General features: G+C 35.4%; 17 protein-coding genes, 6 pseudogenes and 2 riboswitches. Of the genes and pseudogenes, 13 read left to right on the plus strand and 10 right to left on the minus strand.

Annotated features, from left to right (window positions below; all coding sequences use genetic code 11):
- Positions 1-166: 166 nt before the first annotated feature.
- Both B2008_RS05800 and B2008_RS05805 read left to right on the plus strand, forming a co-directional pair.
- Positions 167-505, plus strand: a pseudogene (locus B2008_RS05800) (FAD-binding oxidoreductase); the annotation flags it as partial.
- A gap of 134 nt (positions 506-639) precedes the next feature.
- A pseudogene (locus B2008_RS05805) lies at positions 640-1,142 on the plus strand (GNAT family N-acetyltransferase).
- 47 nt (positions 1,143-1,189) lie between these two features.
- On the opposite strand, the gene ribH reads toward B2008_RS05805, so the two are convergent.
- From ribH to B2008_RS05830, 5 genes are all read right to left on the minus strand, one after another.
- The gene (ribH, locus tag B2008_RS05810) at positions 1,190-1,654 is read right to left on the minus strand and encodes a 6,7-dimethyl-8-ribityllumazine synthase (RefSeq protein ID WP_281828388.1); all 465 of its coding nucleotides are present in this window, start codon (positions 1,652-1,654) and stop codon (positions 1,190-1,192) included.
- Positions 1,655-1,667: 13 nt separating this feature from the next.
- Entirely contained in the window at positions 1,668-2,846 is a 1,179-nt protein-coding gene (ribA, locus tag B2008_RS05815; RefSeq protein ID WP_281828387.1) for a GTP cyclohydrolase II, read from the minus strand.
- Between the two features lies 1 nt (position 2,847).
- Complete coding sequence (locus B2008_RS05820; protein ID WP_281828386.1) at positions 2,848-3,447, minus strand: riboflavin synthase; 600 nt, start codon at positions 3,445-3,447, stop codon at positions 2,848-2,850.
- Positions 3,440-4,504, minus strand: a complete 1,065-nt coding sequence (gene ribD, locus B2008_RS05825) for a bifunctional diaminohydroxyphosphoribosylaminopyrimidine deaminase/5-amino-6-(5-phosphoribosylamino)uracil reductase RibD (protein ID WP_281828385.1) — start codon at positions 4,502-4,504, stop codon at positions 3,440-3,442. Before ribD ends, B2008_RS05820 begins: the two co-directional genes overlap by 8 nt.
- Positions 4,505-4,607: 103 nt before the next feature.
- Positions 4,608-4,722, minus strand: a riboswitch (FMN riboswitch).
- 439 nt (positions 4,723-5,161) lie between these two features.
- Positions 5,162-5,998: a phage integrase SAM-like domain-containing protein gene (locus B2008_RS05830; RefSeq protein WP_281828383.1), complete on the minus strand. Its 837-nt coding sequence runs from the start codon at positions 5,996-5,998 to the stop codon at positions 5,162-5,164.
- Positions 5,999-6,021: 23 nt separating this feature from the next.
- On the opposite strand from B2008_RS05830, the gene B2008_RS05835 reads away from it, so the two are divergent.
- The 5 genes and pseudogenes from B2008_RS05835 (at position 6,022) to B2008_RS08290 (ending at position 8,335) form a co-directional block, all read left to right on the plus strand.
- Positions 6,022-6,453 (plus strand): hypothetical protein, encoded by a 432-nt coding sequence (locus B2008_RS05835; protein WP_281828382.1) that lies wholly within the window; start codon positions 6,022-6,024, stop codon positions 6,451-6,453.
- 392 nt (positions 6,454-6,845) lie between these two features.
- Positions 6,846-7,406 carry an RNA 2'-phosphotransferase gene (locus B2008_RS05840; RefSeq protein ID WP_281828381.1) on the plus strand — a complete coding sequence of 187 codons (561 nt, stop codon included), beginning with the start codon at positions 6,846-6,848 and terminating at the stop codon, positions 7,404-7,406.
- Between the two features lie 36 nt (positions 7,407-7,442).
- A complete protein-coding gene (locus B2008_RS05845; protein WP_414671996.1) occupies positions 7,443-7,868 on the plus strand; it encodes a GNAT family N-acetyltransferase in 426 nt (141 codons plus the stop codon).
- A gap of 28 nt (positions 7,869-7,896) precedes the next feature.
- Positions 7,897-8,127 (plus strand): annotated as a pseudogene (locus B2008_RS08345) (hypothetical protein); the annotation flags it as partial.
- 19 nt (positions 8,128-8,146) lie between these two features.
- Positions 8,147-8,335, plus strand: coding sequence for a hypothetical protein (locus tag B2008_RS08290; RefSeq protein ID WP_006351337.1), 189 nt, complete (start codon positions 8,147-8,149; stop codon positions 8,333-8,335).
- Positions 8,336-8,430: 95 nt separating this feature from the next.
- On the opposite strand, the gene mgtA is transcribed toward B2008_RS08290, so the two are convergent.
- Positions 8,431-11,112 (minus strand): magnesium-translocating P-type ATPase, encoded by a 2,682-nt coding sequence (gene mgtA, locus B2008_RS05855; protein WP_281828379.1) that lies wholly within the window; start codon positions 11,110-11,112, stop codon positions 8,431-8,433.
- 77 nt (positions 11,113-11,189) lie between these two features.
- A riboswitch (M-box (ykoK) riboswitch) is annotated at positions 11,190-11,356 on the minus strand.
- A 152-nt stretch (positions 11,357-11,508) separates the two neighbouring features.
- On the opposite strand from mgtA, the gene B2008_RS05860 reads away from it, so the two are divergent.
- Together B2008_RS05860 and B2008_RS05865 are read left to right on the plus strand one after the other, a co-directional pair.
- Positions 11,509-12,024 carry an MFS transporter gene (locus B2008_RS05860; RefSeq protein WP_281828377.1) on the plus strand — a complete coding sequence of 172 codons (516 nt, stop codon included), beginning with the start codon at positions 11,509-11,511 and terminating at the stop codon, positions 12,022-12,024.
- A 183-nt stretch (positions 12,025-12,207) separates the two neighbouring features.
- Positions 12,208-12,831 (plus strand): NUDIX hydrolase N-terminal domain-containing protein, encoded by a 624-nt coding sequence (locus B2008_RS05865; protein ID WP_281828375.1) that lies wholly within the window; start codon positions 12,208-12,210, stop codon positions 12,829-12,831.
- Between the two features lie 35 nt (positions 12,832-12,866).
- Here B2008_RS05865 and B2008_RS08350 read toward each other — a convergent pair.
- Both B2008_RS08350 and B2008_RS05880 read right to left on the minus strand, forming a co-directional pair.
- Positions 12,867-13,639: pseudogene (locus tag B2008_RS08350) on the minus strand (SDR family NAD(P)-dependent oxidoreductase).
- Between the two features lie 76 nt (positions 13,640-13,715).
- Positions 13,716-14,573 carry a lysophospholipid acyltransferase family protein gene (locus B2008_RS05880; protein WP_281828373.1) on the minus strand — a complete coding sequence of 286 codons (858 nt, stop codon included), beginning with the start codon at positions 14,571-14,573 and terminating at the stop codon, positions 13,716-13,718.
- A 129-nt stretch (positions 14,574-14,702) separates the two neighbouring features.
- Between B2008_RS05880 and B2008_RS05885 the strand changes: the two genes are divergently transcribed.
- Complete coding sequence (locus tag B2008_RS05885; RefSeq protein WP_281828372.1) at positions 14,703-15,293, plus strand: sugar O-acetyltransferase; 591 nt, start codon at positions 14,703-14,705, stop codon at positions 15,291-15,293.
- A 161-nt stretch (positions 15,294-15,454) separates the two neighbouring features.
- On the opposite strand, the gene B2008_RS05890 is transcribed toward B2008_RS05885, so the two are convergent.
- The gene (locus B2008_RS05890; RefSeq protein WP_006351345.1) at positions 15,455-16,486 is read right to left on the minus strand and encodes a branched-chain amino acid aminotransferase; all 1,032 of its coding nucleotides are present in this window, start codon (positions 16,484-16,486) and stop codon (positions 15,455-15,457) included.
- Between the two features lie 194 nt (positions 16,487-16,680).
- Between B2008_RS05890 and B2008_RS05895 the strand changes: the two are divergent.
- The 3 genes and pseudogenes from B2008_RS05895 to B2008_RS05905 form a co-directional block, all read left to right on the plus strand.
- Positions 16,681-17,641: pseudogene (locus B2008_RS05895) on the plus strand (NAD(P)-dependent oxidoreductase).
- 90 nt (positions 17,642-17,731) lie between these two features.
- Positions 17,732-17,989 (plus strand): hypothetical protein, encoded by a 258-nt coding sequence (locus tag B2008_RS05900; RefSeq protein ID WP_281828369.1) that lies wholly within the window; start codon positions 17,732-17,734, stop codon positions 17,987-17,989.
- Positions 17,990-18,037: 48 nt separating this feature from the next.
- Positions 18,038-18,320: pseudogene (locus B2008_RS05905) on the plus strand (MFS transporter); the annotation flags it as partial.
- A gap of 172 nt (positions 18,321-18,492) precedes the next feature.
- Here B2008_RS05905 and B2008_RS05910 read toward each other — a convergent pair.
- Positions 18,493-18,692: IS3 family transposase (locus tag B2008_RS05910; protein ID WP_286822578.1), on the minus strand; the 200-nt coding region annotated here is incomplete at its 5' end.

An 18,692-nucleotide genomic window follows, 5' to 3' on the forward strand; every position in this document is an offset into this window, starting at 1 on the left:
GGTTGACGTTCTTGTAAAGTTGCCCTGCCAGTATCGGGAAAGATTAGTTTTTTCTGGTGCGTTATTAAGCAGGTTGAGGGCAGATATTGGCGAAAAAGCGAGGATAAGGCGCAGGAATGTATTCAAGCGGATAGAGATGAATGCATTTACATAATATTTTCTAACATTAACTAGAATAGAAGAACTTGAACAGGAAGTTGGAATGAGAATTCCTAATTTTGGACATGCTGGTGATGGCAATTTGCATATTTATCTTTGTTCAGATAATGATTCAAAGGAAGAATTTGCTAGAAAGAGTCATCTGGTTATTTCAGAACTTTATAAGAAAGCACGTGAAGTGGATGGCAATATGTCCGGCGAACATGGAATTGGATATGCGCGAAAAGATTACTTTGAACAATTTTATGGTAAAGATTATGTAGAATTATTAACGAGGATTAAACATGTCTTTGATCCAAATGAAGTAATTAATCCAGATAAGGTATTTCCTTTAGAAGATAAATAAAGTTTTATAAAATAATTTTTGGTCCAGAATTTCTTTTGAATTTTGGGCCTTTTTGATAAAATATATCGCCATTAATACTAACAAATGAGACTGTCAAAATGCGTCAAATAAATTTATTTTAGGAGAGTATATTGATGAAAATAATTTATCACAACGTGAAAAATTATGATTTGAATACTGTTGTAAATTTAGAGTCTGAAGCCTTTCATATAAAAAAGATATAACTAAAAAGGATATGATTGGCCGCATTGAAAATTATCCTGATACTTTTTTGGTGGCGGAGGATAAAGAAAAAGATCAAGTTATTGGCTATACTTTTGGCCCAGCCTTTTCTAAACGATATATTGAGGATGAAATTTATTTTGCCAATCATCCTAATCGCAAGAATGATCTATATCAGATGATTCTGTCTATAGTCGTTGATAAAAAATATCGTCTTAATGGAATTGCCAGTCACTTATTGAAGAAGATGGATGAAGTAGCCAAAAAACAGGGAAGAAAGGCGATTTCGATTAATTGTTTGACACCGTTGATAGCTTTTTATGAATTAAATGGATATACAAATGAAGGCAAAGCCAATAATATTCCAACACCCGAAGGTGAAACTATGTATAACATGGTGAAAGAATTGAAATAGTAAAACGCACCTCTAATGAGGTGCGTTTTACTGTGATATGATTTATTTTATGCCATTATTTTGTTTAATGAAATCATTTCTAATAAGCTTTGTGCCGTTGAACTGCCTTCATTGCCGACCTTTAAACCTGACCGCTGTAAAGCTTGCTCGATATTTTCGGTAGTTAAAATTCCAAAAGTAACAGGAATTTCAGCTTCTAAATTCATTTGCATAATTGCATTAGTAACATTTTGAATAATCATGCTGTAATGATCTGTTTCGCCTTTAATTACGGCTCCTAAGGTCATGATGCCGTCATATTTATTGCTATTAAGAATCTTTTTGCCAGCAAAACCAATTTCAAAAGCCCCAGGAACCCAATATACATCAATGTTTTCTTCACTAATACCGAACTGCTTTAATGTGGCTAGAGCTCCATCGACTAAATGATGAGTAACAATTTCGTTGAACTTTGAAGCAACGATTGCAATTCTTGCATTATTATTTTGAAAATTTCCTTCGTATCTTTTCATTTTTTCTTCCTTATCATATTGCTTTTAACATATGATGAAATTTATCGCGTTTAGTTACTAAATAATCATGATTAATTTTATTAGCTGGAATTTCTAATGGAATTCTTTTCTCGATTTTGATACCATATTCTTCTAATTGATCAATCTTGTCTGGATTATTAGTTAAAAGATTAATACGCGAGATGCCTAATTCTTTCAAGATTTTAGCAGCTGATTGATATTTACGTTCGTCTGGTTCAAAACCTAAAATTTTATTGGCTTCGTAAGTATCGTAACCTTGATCTTGCAAAGCATAAGCTTTTAGTTTATTGCTTAAACCAATTCCACGTCCTTCTTGCCGCAGATAAAGAATTAAACCATTGCCATTTTCTTCGATCTGCTTCATAGCATTGTGTAATTGGTCGCCACAATCGCAACGCATTGAACCGAATGTATCGCCAGTCATACATTCAGAATGAAGACGAACGAGCATAGGTTTATTTGGATCAATTTTTCCTTTTAAGATTGCGAGATCTTCACCAGCGAAACTTTTAATTTTAAAATTACCGTATTTAGTTGGAAAATTTACAAATTCTGAAGGTTTACTTGCAAGACTTTTAACATATTCTTGTAATTCAGCAATAGTTAAAAATGGCATATGATGTTCCTCAGCAATTTCACGAAGCTGCGGACGACGAGCCATATGGCCGTCAGCTTTCATAACTTCACAAATATAGGCAACTTCGGGTTCGCCGGTAAGCTTAGCTAAAGTTACTGAGGCCTCAGTGTGACCATTTCTTTCTAAAACGCCACCATCTTTAGCAACAAGAGGGAAGCAGTGACCAGGGCGGAAGAAATCTTCAGGCTTGGAGCTGGGATCGGCAATTGCTTTAATAGTTGCGGCACGATCATATGCGGAAATTCCAGTTGTTGTCGTTTTGTAATCAACGCTGATTGTAAAAGCTGTGCCATATGGATCAGTATTATTTGTTTCCATTTGTGGAAGCTCTAATCTTTCGGCTACTTTACGACCGACGCTTGTGCAGAGCAGACCACGAGCATATTTAGTCATGAAGTTTACGTTTTCAGGAGTAACTTTAGAGCCAATTCCGATCATATCACCCTCAGACTCACGATCTTCATCATCAGCAACAATTACTAAACCACCATTTTTCATCCATTGAATTGCATTTTGAATTTTCTTAACGTCCATTTTAAAATTTCTCCTTATTTAAATTTGCTTGTACATATTTGCCTAAAATATCGGTTTCAAGATTTAATTCATCACCGACCTGTAAGTGAGCTAAATTAGTTTTGTCTTGAGTATGAGGAATTAAGCCAATTGAAAATTTGTGATTTTTAACGTCCATAACAGTTAAACTTACACCATTTAAGGCTACGCTTCCTTGAGGAACGATTTGGCTTTCTAATCTAGCTGGAATAGTAAACCAAAGTTCAATTGCATTTTCGTCGATTTTTCTCTTAGCAACTTTAATAACATTATCAATATGACCAGTAACAATATGTCCTTCAAAACGTCCGTCAGCTTTCATTGCTTGTTCGACATTAACCTTGTCACCAACTTGAAGATTTTTGAAGGTGGTTTTTTCATAAGTTTGTGGCATCATCGTTACTTGAAATTGATGGTCATTAAATTTTTCTACTGTTAAACACGTACCGTTAATTGAAATAGAGTCACCAATTTTGATATTTTTTAAAAGATTCCGTGTGTAGGCAACTGTCATTTGAATTGTTTCGTCTTTTTTATTAATGCTGGCAATTTCTGCTTTGCCAGCAACTACGCCACTAAACATTTTGCCTCCTTTCATCAATCCGAACGTTATTATTAAGCTTATCAATTTTCACATCACTGAAATGATGAAAAGAAGAAGGAGAAACTGCAGAAACGCCGTTTGCTCCAAGTAAATCAGGCGCAATGTAAGTAATTAATTCGTTAACAAGATAATTATCTAAAAATGATTTTTCCAAGGTAGGTCCTCCTTCAACGTAAATCGATTGGAGTTCTTGATTTTTAAGTTCGTTAATCATGGCGCCAATACTGTCATTTTTACTGAAAAAACAATGTACGAATTTGTTGTTAAAGGGATGCGAGGATAATGACTTATTTTCAGTAAAAATCCAAGTTTGCGCTTTTTGATCAGTAAATAGTTTTAAATCAAGATGCTTTAATAATCGTCCACGCCGATCAAGTACGATGCGAATAGGTGAGTAATCGGTATGGACATTGGTCAATAAACTAGGATTATCAATAATTGCTGTAGAGCTGCCAATTACAATAGCCTGATAATCAGCCCGCTCGCTGTGAACTTTTTGATAAACTAAATCATTGGTGATCTTAGTTCGCTGATTTGTTCTGACTGCAACTTTATAATCAAGCGAAATAGCTTGCTTAACCGTAATCCACGGCTGATTCGTTTCGTAAAAATAGGTATAGTGCTCATTTAGCTTTCGTGCCTCATTTGTGAGAATTCCTGTAGCAACTTGAATACCATTTTCTTTTAAAGCGGCAATTCCTTTTCCAGTTACTAATTTATGCGGATCAATTTGGGCAATTACCACGCGCTTAATATGCTTATTAACAATTAATTGTGAGCATGGTGGCTGTTTGCCAAAGTGATTACATGGCTCTAAAGTTACATAAAGTGTTGAATTGAATAATTGTTCTGGGGTTAATTTGGAAATTGCATCACGTTCAGCATGCTGCTCACCAAAATGATGATGATAGCCTTTAGCTAAAACATGATTATCTTTAACAATTACGGCACCAACTAGAGGATTCTTCCAAGTTTGATGTCGACCTTTGCATGCTTCTTGCAAAGCTAATTGCATGAAGTATTTATCATTTTCCATTTAAATTCACTCCCTTTCAGAACAAAAAAAGAGTCTCGATTTCTCGAGACTCCAATTATTTATCGTAGAGTTAAATAAATCCAACACAAAAAAGCGTAGACCTATCTTTCTTCTGCCGTCTAGACTGTAACTATCGGTACCCAAATGGGATTCCACCGCATATGCGGGTTGCGGACTTTACCGCCGGTCGGGAATTTCACCCTGCCTCGAAGAACATTTATTCAATTCGCTTTTATAGTAAAACGCTTACTTATATTATGTCAACATGAAATTTATAAAATAACATATGCAAAAACTAAAAATCTCAAGTGTACCTAAGCTTAAGAGAAGAAAAATTTTTTGAGTTTTCTGCTAGTAAATGGATTATGAACAAGATTAAAAAAGTATATATTAAATTACTGAAATTAGTATCATCTTCATAATTAACAGTAAATTATAAATTTTCGCTGTTTTTTTGACGAAAATATTTATAATACAAGACAGAGTTTTAAGGAAAAAGCAGAAAGAGAGGGTCTGATCATCAAGATAACATTGTTTAATTTTCCTACTTTGTTTTTTGTTTTATGAGGATTTGTTAATTTACTACTAGATAATGTTTATGTAACTACCTGATGGAGTTGATTTTTCGGGCTCTTTGTCTATATATTGATTAAATCATTAATTATTTTTAGAACGAAATTCCTGCTTAAAATCAACCAGCTCAACATCTTTTTGTATAGCCGTCTTATAGTAAGCTAATGATTTTTTGGAAAGATGGAGTTTATCCATCAATTCCTCATCTGAGAACTTTTCGTTGCTTACAAACGTAAAAATGTAACTTGTCCTGAGTTGTTTTAAGCCTAAAGGCATATTGAGCTTACCTTTATCCTGAAGGTTTATATGATTGTTAATTGCTTCATAAGATGAATACTTTCTGCCGAATTTATCTAGGACAAAATACGTATCATTTTTAGCTTTTTTAACGTTTTCGAAGTGCCATAAGCTTTTCACGATTATTTCATGTAATGGGCTATTCTTATTGCTGAGAACTGTTGAAGTTTTAAGATCACAGAGTTCTCTAGGCTCATAACCCGATCCAATAGCCAACAAAACCTCTTTGAGAGTTTCAGAGATTTGATCATCCTTAAGAATACGGGGCATGTATTTAATCCATCCCACGATAACTGTTCTTTTTCGATTCTTTTGAGGGAATTTCAAATCGGCTATTGGATAGTTCTTGATAATGTTATGAACGTAAAGATAGTGAAAGTATTTCTTCAAATATGTAGCGTATTTAAGCGCAGTGCTGCTCTTGTAATGTTTTTCTTGCATTAAATAATCAAGGAATGTCCTAAGAGTTTCAGCATTAACGTTTTCTAGGGTTGCTTCATAGTGAGCATTAGCTGTATAGAAAGCCCAGAAAGCTGAAACCGACTTATTACTGTTGTCTATTGCACTTTTGGATGAATGCTGCATTTGAAGAAATTCATTTAAATTTTTTTGATAAGGATACACATGATCGCCTCGGGAGTTTTTATATGAAATTTCAAGTTACTATTGCCGGTACAATTTACAAATATGTTTTTATTCCATATTCTAAGAAGATTAATTCTGAATTAAACAGAGAGTATAAAACTACCGGACAAATTTACCAGTTCCTTTATATTTTAATACAGACCCATGTAAATGATAGTAAAGGTTCTAAGGCAGTTGAATTATCTGATATTTTGCCTGTCATCGTTAAGGATCCAATCTTAGTAAGGATAGCAAAAGAAGGAGAGAAAAAACAAATTTACAAGAATGCTCCTGTTGTTATGACCTGTACCTTAGATACTAAGGTCAATAAATTGCATGGTAAGCTCGAAACGATTGGCGATTTAACAAACCTTAATTATAATGCTCGACCACAATCAATTTTAAATTTACATAGAATGAGAAAATTTGATAAGGGAGAAACCACAAAAAAATAGTATCTCAAGAATTTAACTCTGATAAATCTATAGTGTTATTTAGCAGAAAATAATTTAAAGTGCAACTCAAAAGAAAAAATCTATTTTATAAATACTTTAATCCTAGTGTTAATCATTTTTTTGTAATGTTTAAAGTAGAATGTTACTAAAATCTTAAAACCTACCACATAAATACACATACTCTAATCGAGTATGTGTATTAAAATCAATAAAAATATTTATCTGTAAATACTGGTCTATAAAACAAGGAAGGTATAGTTAAAAGATATTTTATTAATTCAAACAAAGTTAAGTATGGTTAATATTAATAATTTTCCTGTAAAATTTTGGTCTGGGCAAATAAGAAAAACAGACCAAATTGCTTTTAAAATAAAGATAAGGAAGGTAAATATATGAACAATTATTCTACTCACCGTTCAGATGTCTTTATTAGCAAAAAAATGTCTTACTGTTTGCGCCATAATCCAGAAAAATATGGCCTAAAGCTTGATGAATACGGTTTTGTTGATTTACAAAAATTCTTGAATGCAATGAACAAGATGCACCATTTTCAGCCAAAATTAACTGAGATGAAAATACGGGAAATTATGAATTTTAGTGATAAAGAACGATTTGAAATAAAAAATGGGAAAATCTGTGCTTTATATGGCCATTCTATTCCCGGAATTATCAAAAGAAAGCAGGCAATACCGCCAGATATTTTATATCATGGTACGACGCATTCCTTTTTGTCTAGCATTATGAAAGAGGGACTTTTACCAATGGGCAGACAATATGTTCATTTGTCGACTGATATTGAAATGGCCGAGTCTGTTGGTAAAAGACGCGATAACCATCCGGTTATTTTAAAAATTAATGCTAAACAAGCAGTGAAAGATGGAATTAAATTTTATATTGGCAATAATGAAGTGTGGCTTTGTGATCATGTGCCGACCAAGTATTTAACTCTGTAAAATTCAATAAGAAGAATTAAGAAGTAGGAATAATTAATGAAAATAATTTATCGTACAGTAAAAAAAGCCGATTTACCAACGATTGTTGATCTTGAATCAGTAGCTTTTCATATGAATAAAGAAATGACTAAAAAAGACATGATCGGCAGAATTGAGAACTATCCTGATACTTTTTTAGTTGCAGAAGATGAAGAGACTGGAAAAATTGTTGGTCATACCTTTGGTCCAGCTTTTGCCAAGCGTTACATCGAAGATAAGCTTTATTTTAAAAATCATCCTAATCGCGCTGAAGACAAATACCAAATGATCTTGTCAATTGTAGGTGCTCCCGAATATCGCCATCGGGGAATTGCTTCACATTTGTTGGATAAAATGACGGAAATTGCTAAGAGTCAGGGTAGAGTGGCAATTAAACACATGATTTGCCTGATCCTGATGGAAAACAAAGTTACAATATGTTGAGAGAAGTTTAAAGAAAAAGGATAAGCTTATGTTTCCAGATTAATTTCACTTAACTAAAGAGCAAAATAGACGCTTTGCAAAGAAAAATTTTGTTAGACTGGTTTTCACTAATTCCAGATTTGAAGGCTTAAATACTACTTTGCCACAAACACAGACAATTATTGATGGGATGAGTGCTGCTGGAGTTTCGAATGATGATACCAATGTGATTGTTCAATTAAAACGCGGATGGCAGTATATTCTACAAGGATCCAAGCCGTCACTATTCACTTAGCAAAATGAGAAAGATTGATAATTATGTTGCCAAACACAGATTGCTCTCAGTAAGTGAATCACAAAAGAATGGCTTTTCATTTGATCAATCATTTTATTGGGAATATGAAAATTCAAGAACAGGCGGTTTGACTCGCAAAGGCAATACTTTGACGTTCAGCAATGTTTACTGCATCGAACAATTTAGAAAATAAAACAATTAGAAGAAAGAAGCAGCTCAACTAAATAAAGTTGAACTGCTTCTTTTGACCATTGCATGTGAGCAAAAGATTTATGTTTGTCAATATCATCAAATTAAATATGTTTCGCTCTTCAAATACCACTTCTTAACTACAGTCGTGAGCAGAATGTAAAGCGTTAATAAAATCGCAACAATCCCTAAATAGTAAACAGGAATAGCTCCAAATTTCATCGCATGTGCAATTGAATTAATGAATGGCAAAACTGTTCCAATAAGGGCCGCGCCAATCGTAGCAAAAGTAACCACAGGAGCAGCATGCTGACTAATGAATGGAACCTTGGGATCTCTCAAAGCGTGAATGACCATTTCCTGCGTCCAAAGAGATTCAATAAACCATCCAGTGCAGAAGATGGAACTGAAAATTATTTTCTGCATTGCATTCGCATTTGCAAAACTTGTTCCAACAGCGTGCGGACAAACCACAAAGAATAGTAAAGCGAAAGTAATAATATCAAAAATTGAAGAGGTAGGGCCGAAGAAAAACATAAATTTAGGCAGCGTCTTCGTGCTCCATTTTCGTGGAACAGACAAGTATTTTTTATTCATCGTGTCAAACGGAATAGCTAAACAACTTGTTCCGTAGATCAAGTCCAAAATTAACAGTTGCAGTGGCAACATTGGCAAAAATGGCAAGAATGATGATGCAACCAAAATCGATAAAATATTGCCGAAATTGGAGGAAAGGGTAATTTTAATATATTTCATGGTGTTGCCAAAGATCTGCCGGCCAATGCGGACTCCTTTTTCAAGAATTCGTAAATCCTTGTGCAGCAAAATAATATCAGCTGACTGCTTAGCAATGTCGACCGCAGTATCAACAGAAATAGCAACATCGGCTGACTTCATTGCTGGAGCATCATTGATGCCATCGCCCATATATGCAACTGTGTGGCCATTTTCTTTGAGCAAATCAATAATCTTAGCCTTTAGTTCAGGTGCCAGCTTAACGAAGATATTGCATTCTTCCACCATTTTTTTCATTTTTTCATCGGTTTTATTTTCAAAATCGCTACCTTGATAAACTTTATCAACATTGAGTCCAACTTTTAAACCGACATTGCGAGTTACTTCTTGGTTATCACCTGTTAAAATTTTGACAGTGATACCGTCATTTTTGAGATTAGTCAATGCTTCTTTAGCCGTTTCCTTAGGTGGATCAAGGAAAGCTAAGAATCCTGCTAAAGTTAAATTGTTTTCATCTTCAACGCTAAATTCGCCAACTGGAGCGGGATTTTTCTTATAACCGAGCATGACAACGCGCAAGCCATCATTATTGAGATTTTTGATTTTTTGCAAAATATCTTGACGAATTTTGTCATTTAATGGTTTGATTTGGTTATCGATTTCAACTTGGCTTGAACAAGCAAGCATTTCTTCGGCAGCGCCTTTAGTAACTAATAAATGTTCATGATCTTTATTCATCACCACAACACTCATCCGGCGACGCTTGAAATCAAATGGAATTTCATCAATCTTTTGGTAGTTTGCTTTAATTTTTGCGGTATCGATTTCGTTTTTGGCCGCATCGATAATTGCTTTATCGATCAGATCTTTCATCCCTGTTTGATAATGACTGTTCAAATAGGAAAGACCTAGGACCTTTTTAGTCTCTTTTAAATTAAGATCATAGTGTCGCTCTAGGACAACCTTATCTTGAGTCAAAGTACCAGTTTTATCGGTACAAAGAATGTCTGCGGAACCGAAGTTCTGAATTGAATTCATTCTTTTAACAATCGTGCCGTGCTTGGACATTTCGATTGAACCCTTGACCAAGTTGCTGGTAACAATAACAGGCAACATTTCTGGAGTAAGGCCAACAGCAGTAGCAATCGCAAAAATTAAAGCGTTGAGCCAATTTCCTTTAGTTAAAACGTTAATAATAAAAACTAACGGAGCGATTATTGCCGTCATTAGCAGCAAAATTTTTGAAATGTTCTTAATGCCGACGTCAAAAGTAGTCTCTTTAACTTTATTGTTGGAAATGCTTTTGGCTAATTTACCAAAAACGGTCTGTTCTCCTGTAGCAAACACAACGCCGGTGCCAGAACCTGAAACGATGACAGTTCCTTCGTATAAAATATTTGGATAATCTAAATAAGTTTTAGAATCAGGCTTTGGCTTTTTATCGGCCATTTTTTCAACCGGATTTGATTCACCGTTCAAAGAACTTGATGAACAAAAGAGATCTTTGCTGCGAATTAAGCGCATGTCAGCAGGAACCAAATCGCCCGCAGCTAAGTTGATCACATCGCCGATAACGACATCCTTTGTAGGTAATTCTTGATTCTTCCCATCACGGAGAATATTAGTCGTGACGGAAATCATCTTGAGCAAGGATTCAACAGCGTTATTGGTTTTGACATTTTGAATAAAACTCGTCAAACCGGAAATAACAATCATGGTTAGCATGATGAAAACAGTGCTTAAGTCTTTTTGATCATTTGGAACTAATAGATAATTAGTGAAAAAAGACAAAGTTGCAAGAATCACTAACACGATAGTGAATGGGGTTAGAAATGATTCGACTAGATAATGAAGGGTCGTATGCTTTTGTTTATTAGCAATTTCATTAGGGCCATTCTTTTCTAATCGCGCTCTCGCTTCACTAGATGTAAGGCCGTTAACAGATGTATGCAGTTTAGTTAAAACAGCATTTTTGTCTGCTAATGACATTTCTTGCATAAACTTGGTATCCGGAGTTATTTTTCTGGATTGGTTGATCTTTAACATTATCAATTCTCCTTCTAAAAAATACTCGGCAAATAAACAAAAAAGCTGGTGCATGCACTGCACCAGCTTCACCAATCGATTTTTACTCGTCGTTCAGTTTTAACACTACGTGACGTAAATTGGTTAAATTAGCTGACTGAGAAAAGCCTTGTATCGACCATTCTTGTTTTACTCGTTGGCATCTCTAGATGTTGCTGGGCGTCAGCATATGTTCACGTAGGAGTCTCACCTAACAGTTCATTTGCTTTGCTATTCAATTTTCAGTAACTATTCTAAAACTCTGAATTTAGTGTGTCAATTTGCTTAACATATTCTTATATTTTATATCGATTTGGTAAAGAATAAGTAAAGAATATGTAAAGATTATGAAACGATTGAGTGAATAGGCACTATTTTTTGTCATCGTTACTTTATTCTTTTGTCACTCCTGCCTTGACAATTCTACTTCCAAAAGTTGCACAAGAATTTAAAAATGCGACTTTTTATAGTGCTTTTTATATCTGCTTTATAATTGGTTTTATAGCTTGTTCGATTATGACAGAAAAAATGAAAGTGAAAGTAAAGACAATAGGTATTACTTGGTTACTAAGTGCTTTACCGGTTTTATTGATGCTTTTTTTAACTAAAAATTGGTTTGGATTTAGTTTATTGATTTTTTCTTTTGGTTTTATTACAAGCATTCATAATATTTTATCCGAATCTATGATTCAAATAGTTTCAGATGATCAAATATTAGGTAGAATTTTAACTACAATTCTAACAAGTACATCTATTGGTGGCCCAATAGGATCTTTAATTTCTGGCTTTTTATTAGATAATTCTGATTATTCGGTGCTAATAATTATTTGTTCGGTTTTGATTTTATTTGGTGGCTTAAATATTTTAATGGTAAAAGAACATAACTTAAAATAAAATCTTTAATAATAAGGAATTATAACAGTTAAAAACTATATATTAGTTTCGTCTATAAATATAGTTATTTATTTTTAAATAAAAAAGCATATTGAATATGAACTGAGACCTAAAAGTGAGACACTTTATATGTTTAAAATAAACTTGAGTAAGTTTATATGAATAGCATCAGGAGAAAATCACATGAAAACAAATGATCAATTTACTGACTGGGCTGTTGAGTTACAGAGTATTGCGCAGAATGGTCTTAAGTACGGCCATGATGTTTTTGATCGTGAACGTTATCAGCAAGTTCGTGAAATTGCCGCGCAAATGATGGAAGTCAAAACAGGGATGCCGATCAAGCAAGTCAAAACTTTGTTTTGTGGTGATGAAGGATATCAAACACCCAAAATTGAAACACGGGCGGCTATTTTTAAAGATAATAAAATTCTGCTTGTGCATGAAAAACTTACGGACGATTGGTCAATGCCAGGAGGTTGGTGTGAAGCTAATCTTTCAACTGAGGGAAATTGCATTAAAGAAGCAAAGGAAGAATCAGGCAGGGATGTTAAGCCTGTTTTGTTGATTGCTTTGCAGGATAGAAATAAGCATAATAAACCAATTCTAGTTACAGGAATAATGAAGGCCTTTTATTTATGCCAAGTGATAGGTGGAGAGTTTGAAGAAAATGATGAGACAAGTGATTGCCGTTATTTTGCTTTAGATAATTTGCCTAAACTTTCGATTGATCGTAATACTCCTGAACAAATAAAGATGTGCTATGAAGCGTCTAAGGATAATCATTGGAGAACAAAATTTGATTAAGAAACAAAAATGCAAGCATTTTATTGCTTGCATTTTTAATTATTCATCTGTTTTTTGCTTGTGTCGGCCCATTTTTTCGTTTCATTTAATCTACGTTGTAATTCTTTTTGGATGAAATTCAATGCATCGCTGCCTAACAAAAGCCGCTTTGGATAATCATCTTTTTGAATTGCTTCATAGATGACTTCGCCGGCCTTCATTGGATCACCAGGAACGTTTAAATCTGCAGAAATATTCTTCTTGCGATCCAATTCATTATCGCCAGAATACTTTTGCTGATCGTAATCTTTAACTTTGTCCTTTGTTTCTTCCAAGCTAGCATAAAAGTCAGTTTGGAAACCGCCAGGTTCAACGATCATCACCTTAATGTTAAATGGAGCAATTTCTCTTTCTAAAGCATCAGAAATTGACTCTAAAGCTGCCTTGGTAGCTGCGTAAAAACTGGAGCCCGTGCTGCCGCGAACAGCATTGACAGATGAAATATTGATAATCGCACTTTTTTAAGAGTCCGCATTTTTGGCAGAACTGCCTGAGTTAAGGCGACTGGCCCAAAGAGGTTGGTATCAAAAACCTTTCTGATTTCGTAATATTTTCCTTCTTCTACGGCGGCGAGGTAGCCATAACCTGCGTTGTTGACCAAAACATCAATGTGATCCAGGTCTTGAACATAAGTCATAAACTTTTTCATCGAGTCCGTGTCGGTTAGATCCAATTGCTTGGGGATGCAACGATCTGGGTATTGGTCAACGAGACTTTGCAATTTCTCTGTCTTGCGGGAAGTTACAATCACCTTTTCACCGTGCTTCAATGCGGCTAATGCGATTCCCTTTCCGATTCCAGTTGATGCTCCAGTAATAATTCATGTTTTCATATTTATACGCTTTCTATTTTTTATCAAATCCAGCTATATCACTATAAGAAAAATGATAGTCCAGTTTTGTGTTAAATGCTCGTTCAAATGCCTGCTTTTTTTGTAAATAATCCTTTTCTCTCATATCTTTTGTATTTTGAATGATCGATTTGTTAGCGTCGGGATAAATGGTTGGCAGAATATGCACGATTTTTTCGGTTTTATAAAAGTCGCGGTGGAACCATTCTTTTGACTTGCGTGGACGAATCTCGACAAAACAGGAGATAATAGGTACCTGCAGCTTAGCAGCATAATAGTAGGCTCCTTTTTGAAGAGGGCGGGGCTTGCAGTAGTTGAACCACATTTCCTGTTCTGGATAAACGAGCACCCATGCTTTTTTCTGCAAAACTTCTTTGATTTTGTTCGGCAAAGTGTGTCCCAAATAGTGCAGATCATGATTGATCGGAATAGTATCGACATTGCAAACAATCAGTCCTATCGGGAAATGCATGACTAAGTTGATATCATTGATAATAAAAAACAAACGCCGATGCTGCCTCATGGCTAATTTTTTGATGGGCAACACGTCAAGTTGGTTGTAATGATTGCTAGTAATAAAGGCGTGCTCAGAGTGTGGCAAATTTTCTAAACCGCGAAATTGTACATCAGTAGAAAGAATGGGGGTGATCAAATTGAAAACTCCACGCAGCAAATAATTAAAGAAAAGATAAGGCGCCTTGTCCTTATTTGCCCAAAACTTGCGAATCAGGGCGTTGCTCTGTTCTTTGCTTAAAACTGGGTCGCCTATTTCCGCTTTTTGATGAAATTTTTTCTGCTCGGCGTTGTTTTTTATTTTCTCAATTACTTGTCGTCGATGACGGGCGATAATCATGCATTTCTACCTTCTTACTAAACTTATAATCATTATAGCGTATTCACTATAAACATTTTGCTAATAGCGCTTTCATGATAAAATGAAAACCATAGGAAGAGGGAAATCTATGAAAGAAAATATTGAAAAATGTTGGCAGGACAGCCTTATCGTCCTGGAAAAGATGGCTTGTCAAAAATGAGCAGAAAAGCCCATCTTTTATGTCAAAAATATAATCAACTCCCGGAAACTGATGGAAAGAGAAAAGAAATATTGAATGAACTATGTCCGGATCATGGGGATGGTGTCTTTTTACAAGGACCAATTCAATTTGATTATGGTCGTTTCACTCATTTAGGTAAGAATTTTTACGCCAATTTCAATTTAACCGTGCTTGATACATGTCCAATCACAATCGGAAAGAATGTGATGTGTGGTCCGAATGTTTCCTTAATTACACCACTCCATCCCTTGATGTATCAACAACGCAATCCAAGAATGCAAGCTGATGGTGAGGTCGATACTGTTGAATATGGTGCGCCGATTACGATTGGCGATAACTGCTGGCTTGCAAGCAACATAACTGTTTGTCCAGGAGTAACGATTGGCAATGGCTGCGTTATTGGCGCAGGTGCCGTGGTTACTAAAGATGTACCGGATAATTCTTTGGTTGTTGGCGTGCCAGGCAGAGTGGTTAGAAAAATAACCGAAAAAGATCGGTTGAATAATTATCCATATTAATTTTTATAAAACATACTTTATAAAAAAGCCAAAAAAGCAAAAAGTATAAAGTATACTTTATAAAAATGCCTAAAAATGGAAAACATTAAAGTATGTTTTAAAGAATTTAACCAAAAAACGTCTTAGCTTATGCTAAGGCGTTTATTTTTTTAATTTTAGTATTAATCCAAATCAAGTTGAACGGTCCAACCATATTTGTCAGGCAAATCCCCAACTTGAATTCCAAATAGAGTGTTATAAAGCTTTTGAGTCAATGGACCAGCTTCCGTTTCACTGTGGAAGATATGCTTTTTACCCTTATAAGTTAAAGAACCAACTGGTGAAATAACTGCGGCTGTCCCCATCGCACCAGCTTCTTCGAATTTATCTACTTCATCTACTGGAATCTTGGTTTCAATTGGATTCATCCCAAGGTCTTTGGCTACCTTCAAAATTGAGTATTTCGTGATTGAAGGCAAAATTGAATCAGATTTTGGAGTTTGGAATTGACCATCCTTAGTAATGCCATAGAAGTTAGCACCACCAAATTCATCAATGTACTTGTGCTGAGCTGGATCCAAATACAAACAATCAGCGAAGCCTTCTTTTTTAGCTAAAAGAGAAGGCAACAAACTTCCCGCATAGTTGCCGGCCGTCTTGGCTTGACCAGTTCCAAATGGAGCGGCACGGTCGTATTCGCTTACTGTGTAAGGCATTGGCTTCAAGCCTTTAACATAGGAACCAACTGGCGTTGCATAAACACGGAAAATATAATTTTCGGCAGGAGCTACACCTGTCAAAGGTGAAACACCCATCATGAATGGACGAATATACAAAGTTGCCCCTGTTCCATAAGGCGGAATGAATTCTTGGTTGGCCTTAACGACAGCCTTGACCGCTTTCAAAAATTCTTCTTCTGGATAAGGTTCCATCAACAATCTCTTAGCGGAATTCACCATTCTTTTGGCGTTTTGGTCTGGACGGAACAAGTTAACGCCGCCGTCTTTTCTGCGATAAGCTTTAAGGCCTTCGAATACTTCTTGGCCATAGTGCAGCTCTTCGGCCGCCTCGTTAAAAGTTAAAGTAGAATCTTGGGTCAAATGACCGCCTTGCCATTTGCCGTCCTTAAAAGTATCAGTCCAGCGATAGGGCAAGTCATGGTAATGAAAGCCTAAGTTATTCCAATCAAGATCTGATAATTTTGTTTTAGTCATAATAAGACCTCCTTAATGCGTTTTAGAATTTGATCAAATAATAGTTAAAAATATATGATTTGTCAATTAAATTTATAACCAGATAAAATAGTAAAAATATAATATATGTGTTGAAATACATTACTGTATGCTATTGTAAAGCAATAAAATAGAATTAAAGTCTTAAATACACACTTAAGAAAAGAGTTCTAATTATGAAAATAGTATGTTATGGCGTTCGACCATTGGAAAAACCATATTTTGAAAATTTAAATAAAATAAAACTACCAATTGAAATTAATCGAAGAATATTTAACCCGAGATAATGCGGAAATGGCGCAAGATTGCGATGCCGTTCTCGTACGGGGAAATTGTCTGTGTGATGCTGAGAATTTGAAGAAATTCAAGTCTTACGGTATAAATTGGGTCTTCACCAGAACTGTAGGCTACAACCATTTTGATCTGCAAGCGGCCAAGAAACTTGGCATTTCCATTGCACGTGTTCCTAATTATTCACCGTTTGCTGTAGCAAATCTGGCCTTTACTTTGGGTGAGAATCTGGTACACCATATTGCTGAAGCTAGGTATGAGGTACATTTGGGCGATTTCATAATGCATCCCCAATATTTTGCGACAGAATTTAATCGTCTAACAATCGGTATCTTCGGCGCTGGCAAAATCGGTGTCGCAGAAGCTAAATTATGGGACGGAATTGGTGCTACGGTACTTGCATATGATCCATTTCCATCTGATCAAGCTAAGCAGTACGTTAATTTTGTCTCTCAGGATGAATTGGTCCAAAAGAGCGATGTTGTCTCTGTTCATGTGTCATATTTTCTTAAAAAGATGAAAACATCGGCTTATTTGGTTAATACCGCGCGTGGCGAACTAGCTGATACCCAAGCAATCGCTGATGCGATTAGAAGTGGCGAGATTGCGGGCTATGGCGGCGACGTAATTGTTGATGAAAAGCACCTCGTTGGCAAAAAGTTTGAGTCAATCGGACAGGAACCTGATCCGGCAGTTAGAGAATTAATGAGTCTTTATCCTAAAGTTTTGATGACACCGCATATGGGTTCATTTACTAAACCAGCACTCGAAGATATGATTTCTATTTCATACGAAAACTTTCATGAAATGCAGACAAAAGGCAATTGTAAATTTTTACTTAAATAATCAGATTCTTTGGTGATAATAGTGGCATTTGCTACTATAAATGTCGTATAATGTGACTAATGAAAGCGATTTAAAAGAGGCGCAAATATTATGAAAAAGAATAAATGGATCTTAGGTGCTGGAATTGGCACTCTTGCTTTGGTAGCTTGTGCTGTAGTAAAAGGAGTTCTTGATAAACACAAAGACGAAGGTTTAAACGATCAAGAAGTTCCTAGCATTGAAGCTGGAGATGAAACAGAAGATCGTGGTGTAGCTCCAGTTGAGGATGTTTCTGCTCAAAACGATGATGAAGTTAAGAATCTTAAGGCAGATGCAATTAATCACGGCTATCAACCAATTAAGTATTAATTAGAAATCAGAATTAATATATAAAAAGCAGTCAGGAGAAGGCTTGAGCGCCTCTTTTGGCTGCTTATTTTGCCACCATTAGCCGGTTTGGTTGTGCAGCCTGCGATTGGTACGCTATCAGATAAGACTTGGGCACCGAAATTAGGTGGCCGGAGATTGCCTTATTTGTTAGTCGGAATGATTTTTGCCGTAGTAATGATGCTGATTCTGCCAAATATTGGTAGTTTGGGATTAGGCTACGGTTCAATTGCCGCACTAGTCTTCGGTGCGATTGCGATTGCAATTTTGGATGTTTCTGCCAACAATGGCGATTCAGCCGTTTAAAATGATGAGCTAAAACATGGTCAATATTTCATCGTTGGTTCAGCCAATGTTGTATTGAAGGTTAAGAGGAATTTAAAACAAGCAGGTATCAGATCATCATATTTGCATGATGAACATTTAACAATGTAATGAAAAAAGGACTTATGATGAAGTTAACCCCTAAAGCTGGACGTTAATTTCTAAATAAATTTACTTAAGGTCTGATTCCGATATTCTATCGGAGTTAGGCCTTTTAGCTTGTGTCTGATTCTTTTGTGATTATAGTATTCTTTCCATTCTTTCATGGCTTTGACAAGCTGCTTTTTGGTTTCAAAGTGATGAGTAAAATAATTCATTTCCACCTTCATAATGTGGAAAAAGCTTTCCATTGCCGCATTGT

Source organism: Lactobacillus sp. UBA5813 (genome assembly GCF_002417895.1).
Lineage (GTDB): Bacteria > Bacillota > Bacilli > Lactobacillales > Lactobacillaceae > Lactobacillus > Lactobacillus amylolyticus.

What these genes read in the sequence shown, in the direction of transcription:
- ribH (WP_281828388.1), bottom strand. Translation starts at nt 1,654, where the DNA reads ATGAAAAGATACGAAGGAAATTTTCAAAATAATAATGCAAGAATTGCA.
- ribA (WP_281828387.1), bottom strand. Translation starts at nt 2,846, where the DNA reads ATGGACGTTAAGAAAATTCAAAATGCAATTCAATGGATGAAAAATGGT.
- B2008_RS05820 (WP_281828386.1), bottom strand. Translation starts at nt 3,447, where the DNA reads ATGTTTAGTGGCGTAGTTGCTGGCAAAGCAGAAATTGCCAGCATTAAT.
- ribD (WP_281828385.1), bottom strand. Translation starts at nt 4,504, where the DNA reads ATGGAAAATGATAAATACTTCATGCAATTAGCTTTGCAAGAAGCATGC.
- B2008_RS05835 (WP_281828382.1), top strand. Translation starts at nt 6,022, where the DNA reads ATGAAATTTCAAGTTACTATTGCCGGTACAATTTACAAATATGTTTTT.
- B2008_RS05840 (WP_281828381.1), top strand. Translation starts at nt 6,846, where the DNA reads ATGAACAATTATTCTACTCACCGTTCAGATGTCTTTATTAGCAAAAAA.
- B2008_RS05845 (WP_414671996.1), top strand. Translation starts at nt 7,443, where the DNA reads ATGAAAATAATTTATCGTACAGTAAAAAAAGCCGATTTACCAACGATT.
- B2008_RS08290 (WP_006351337.1), top strand. Translation starts at nt 8,147, where the DNA reads ATGAGAAAGATTGATAATTATGTTGCCAAACACAGATTGCTCTCAGTA.
- mgtA (WP_281828379.1), bottom strand. Translation starts at nt 11,112, where the DNA reads ATGTTAAAGATCAACCAATCCAGAAAAATAACTCCGGATACCAAGTTT.
- B2008_RS05865 (WP_281828375.1), top strand. Translation starts at nt 12,208, where the DNA reads ATGAAAACAAATGATCAATTTACTGACTGGGCTGTTGAGTTACAGAGT.
- B2008_RS05880 (WP_281828373.1), bottom strand. Translation starts at nt 14,573, where the DNA reads ATGATTATCGCCCGTCATCGACGACAAGTAATTGAGAAAATAAAAAAC.
- B2008_RS05885 (WP_281828372.1), top strand. Translation starts at nt 14,703, where the DNA reads ATGTTGGCAGGACAGCCTTATCGTCCTGGAAAAGATGGCTTGTCAAAA.
- B2008_RS05890 (WP_006351345.1), bottom strand. Translation starts at nt 16,486, where the DNA reads ATGACTAAAACAAAATTATCAGATCTTGATTGGAATAACTTAGGCTTT.
- B2008_RS05900 (WP_281828369.1), top strand. Translation starts at nt 17,732, where the DNA reads ATGAAAAAGAATAAATGGATCTTAGGTGCTGGAATTGGCACTCTTGCT.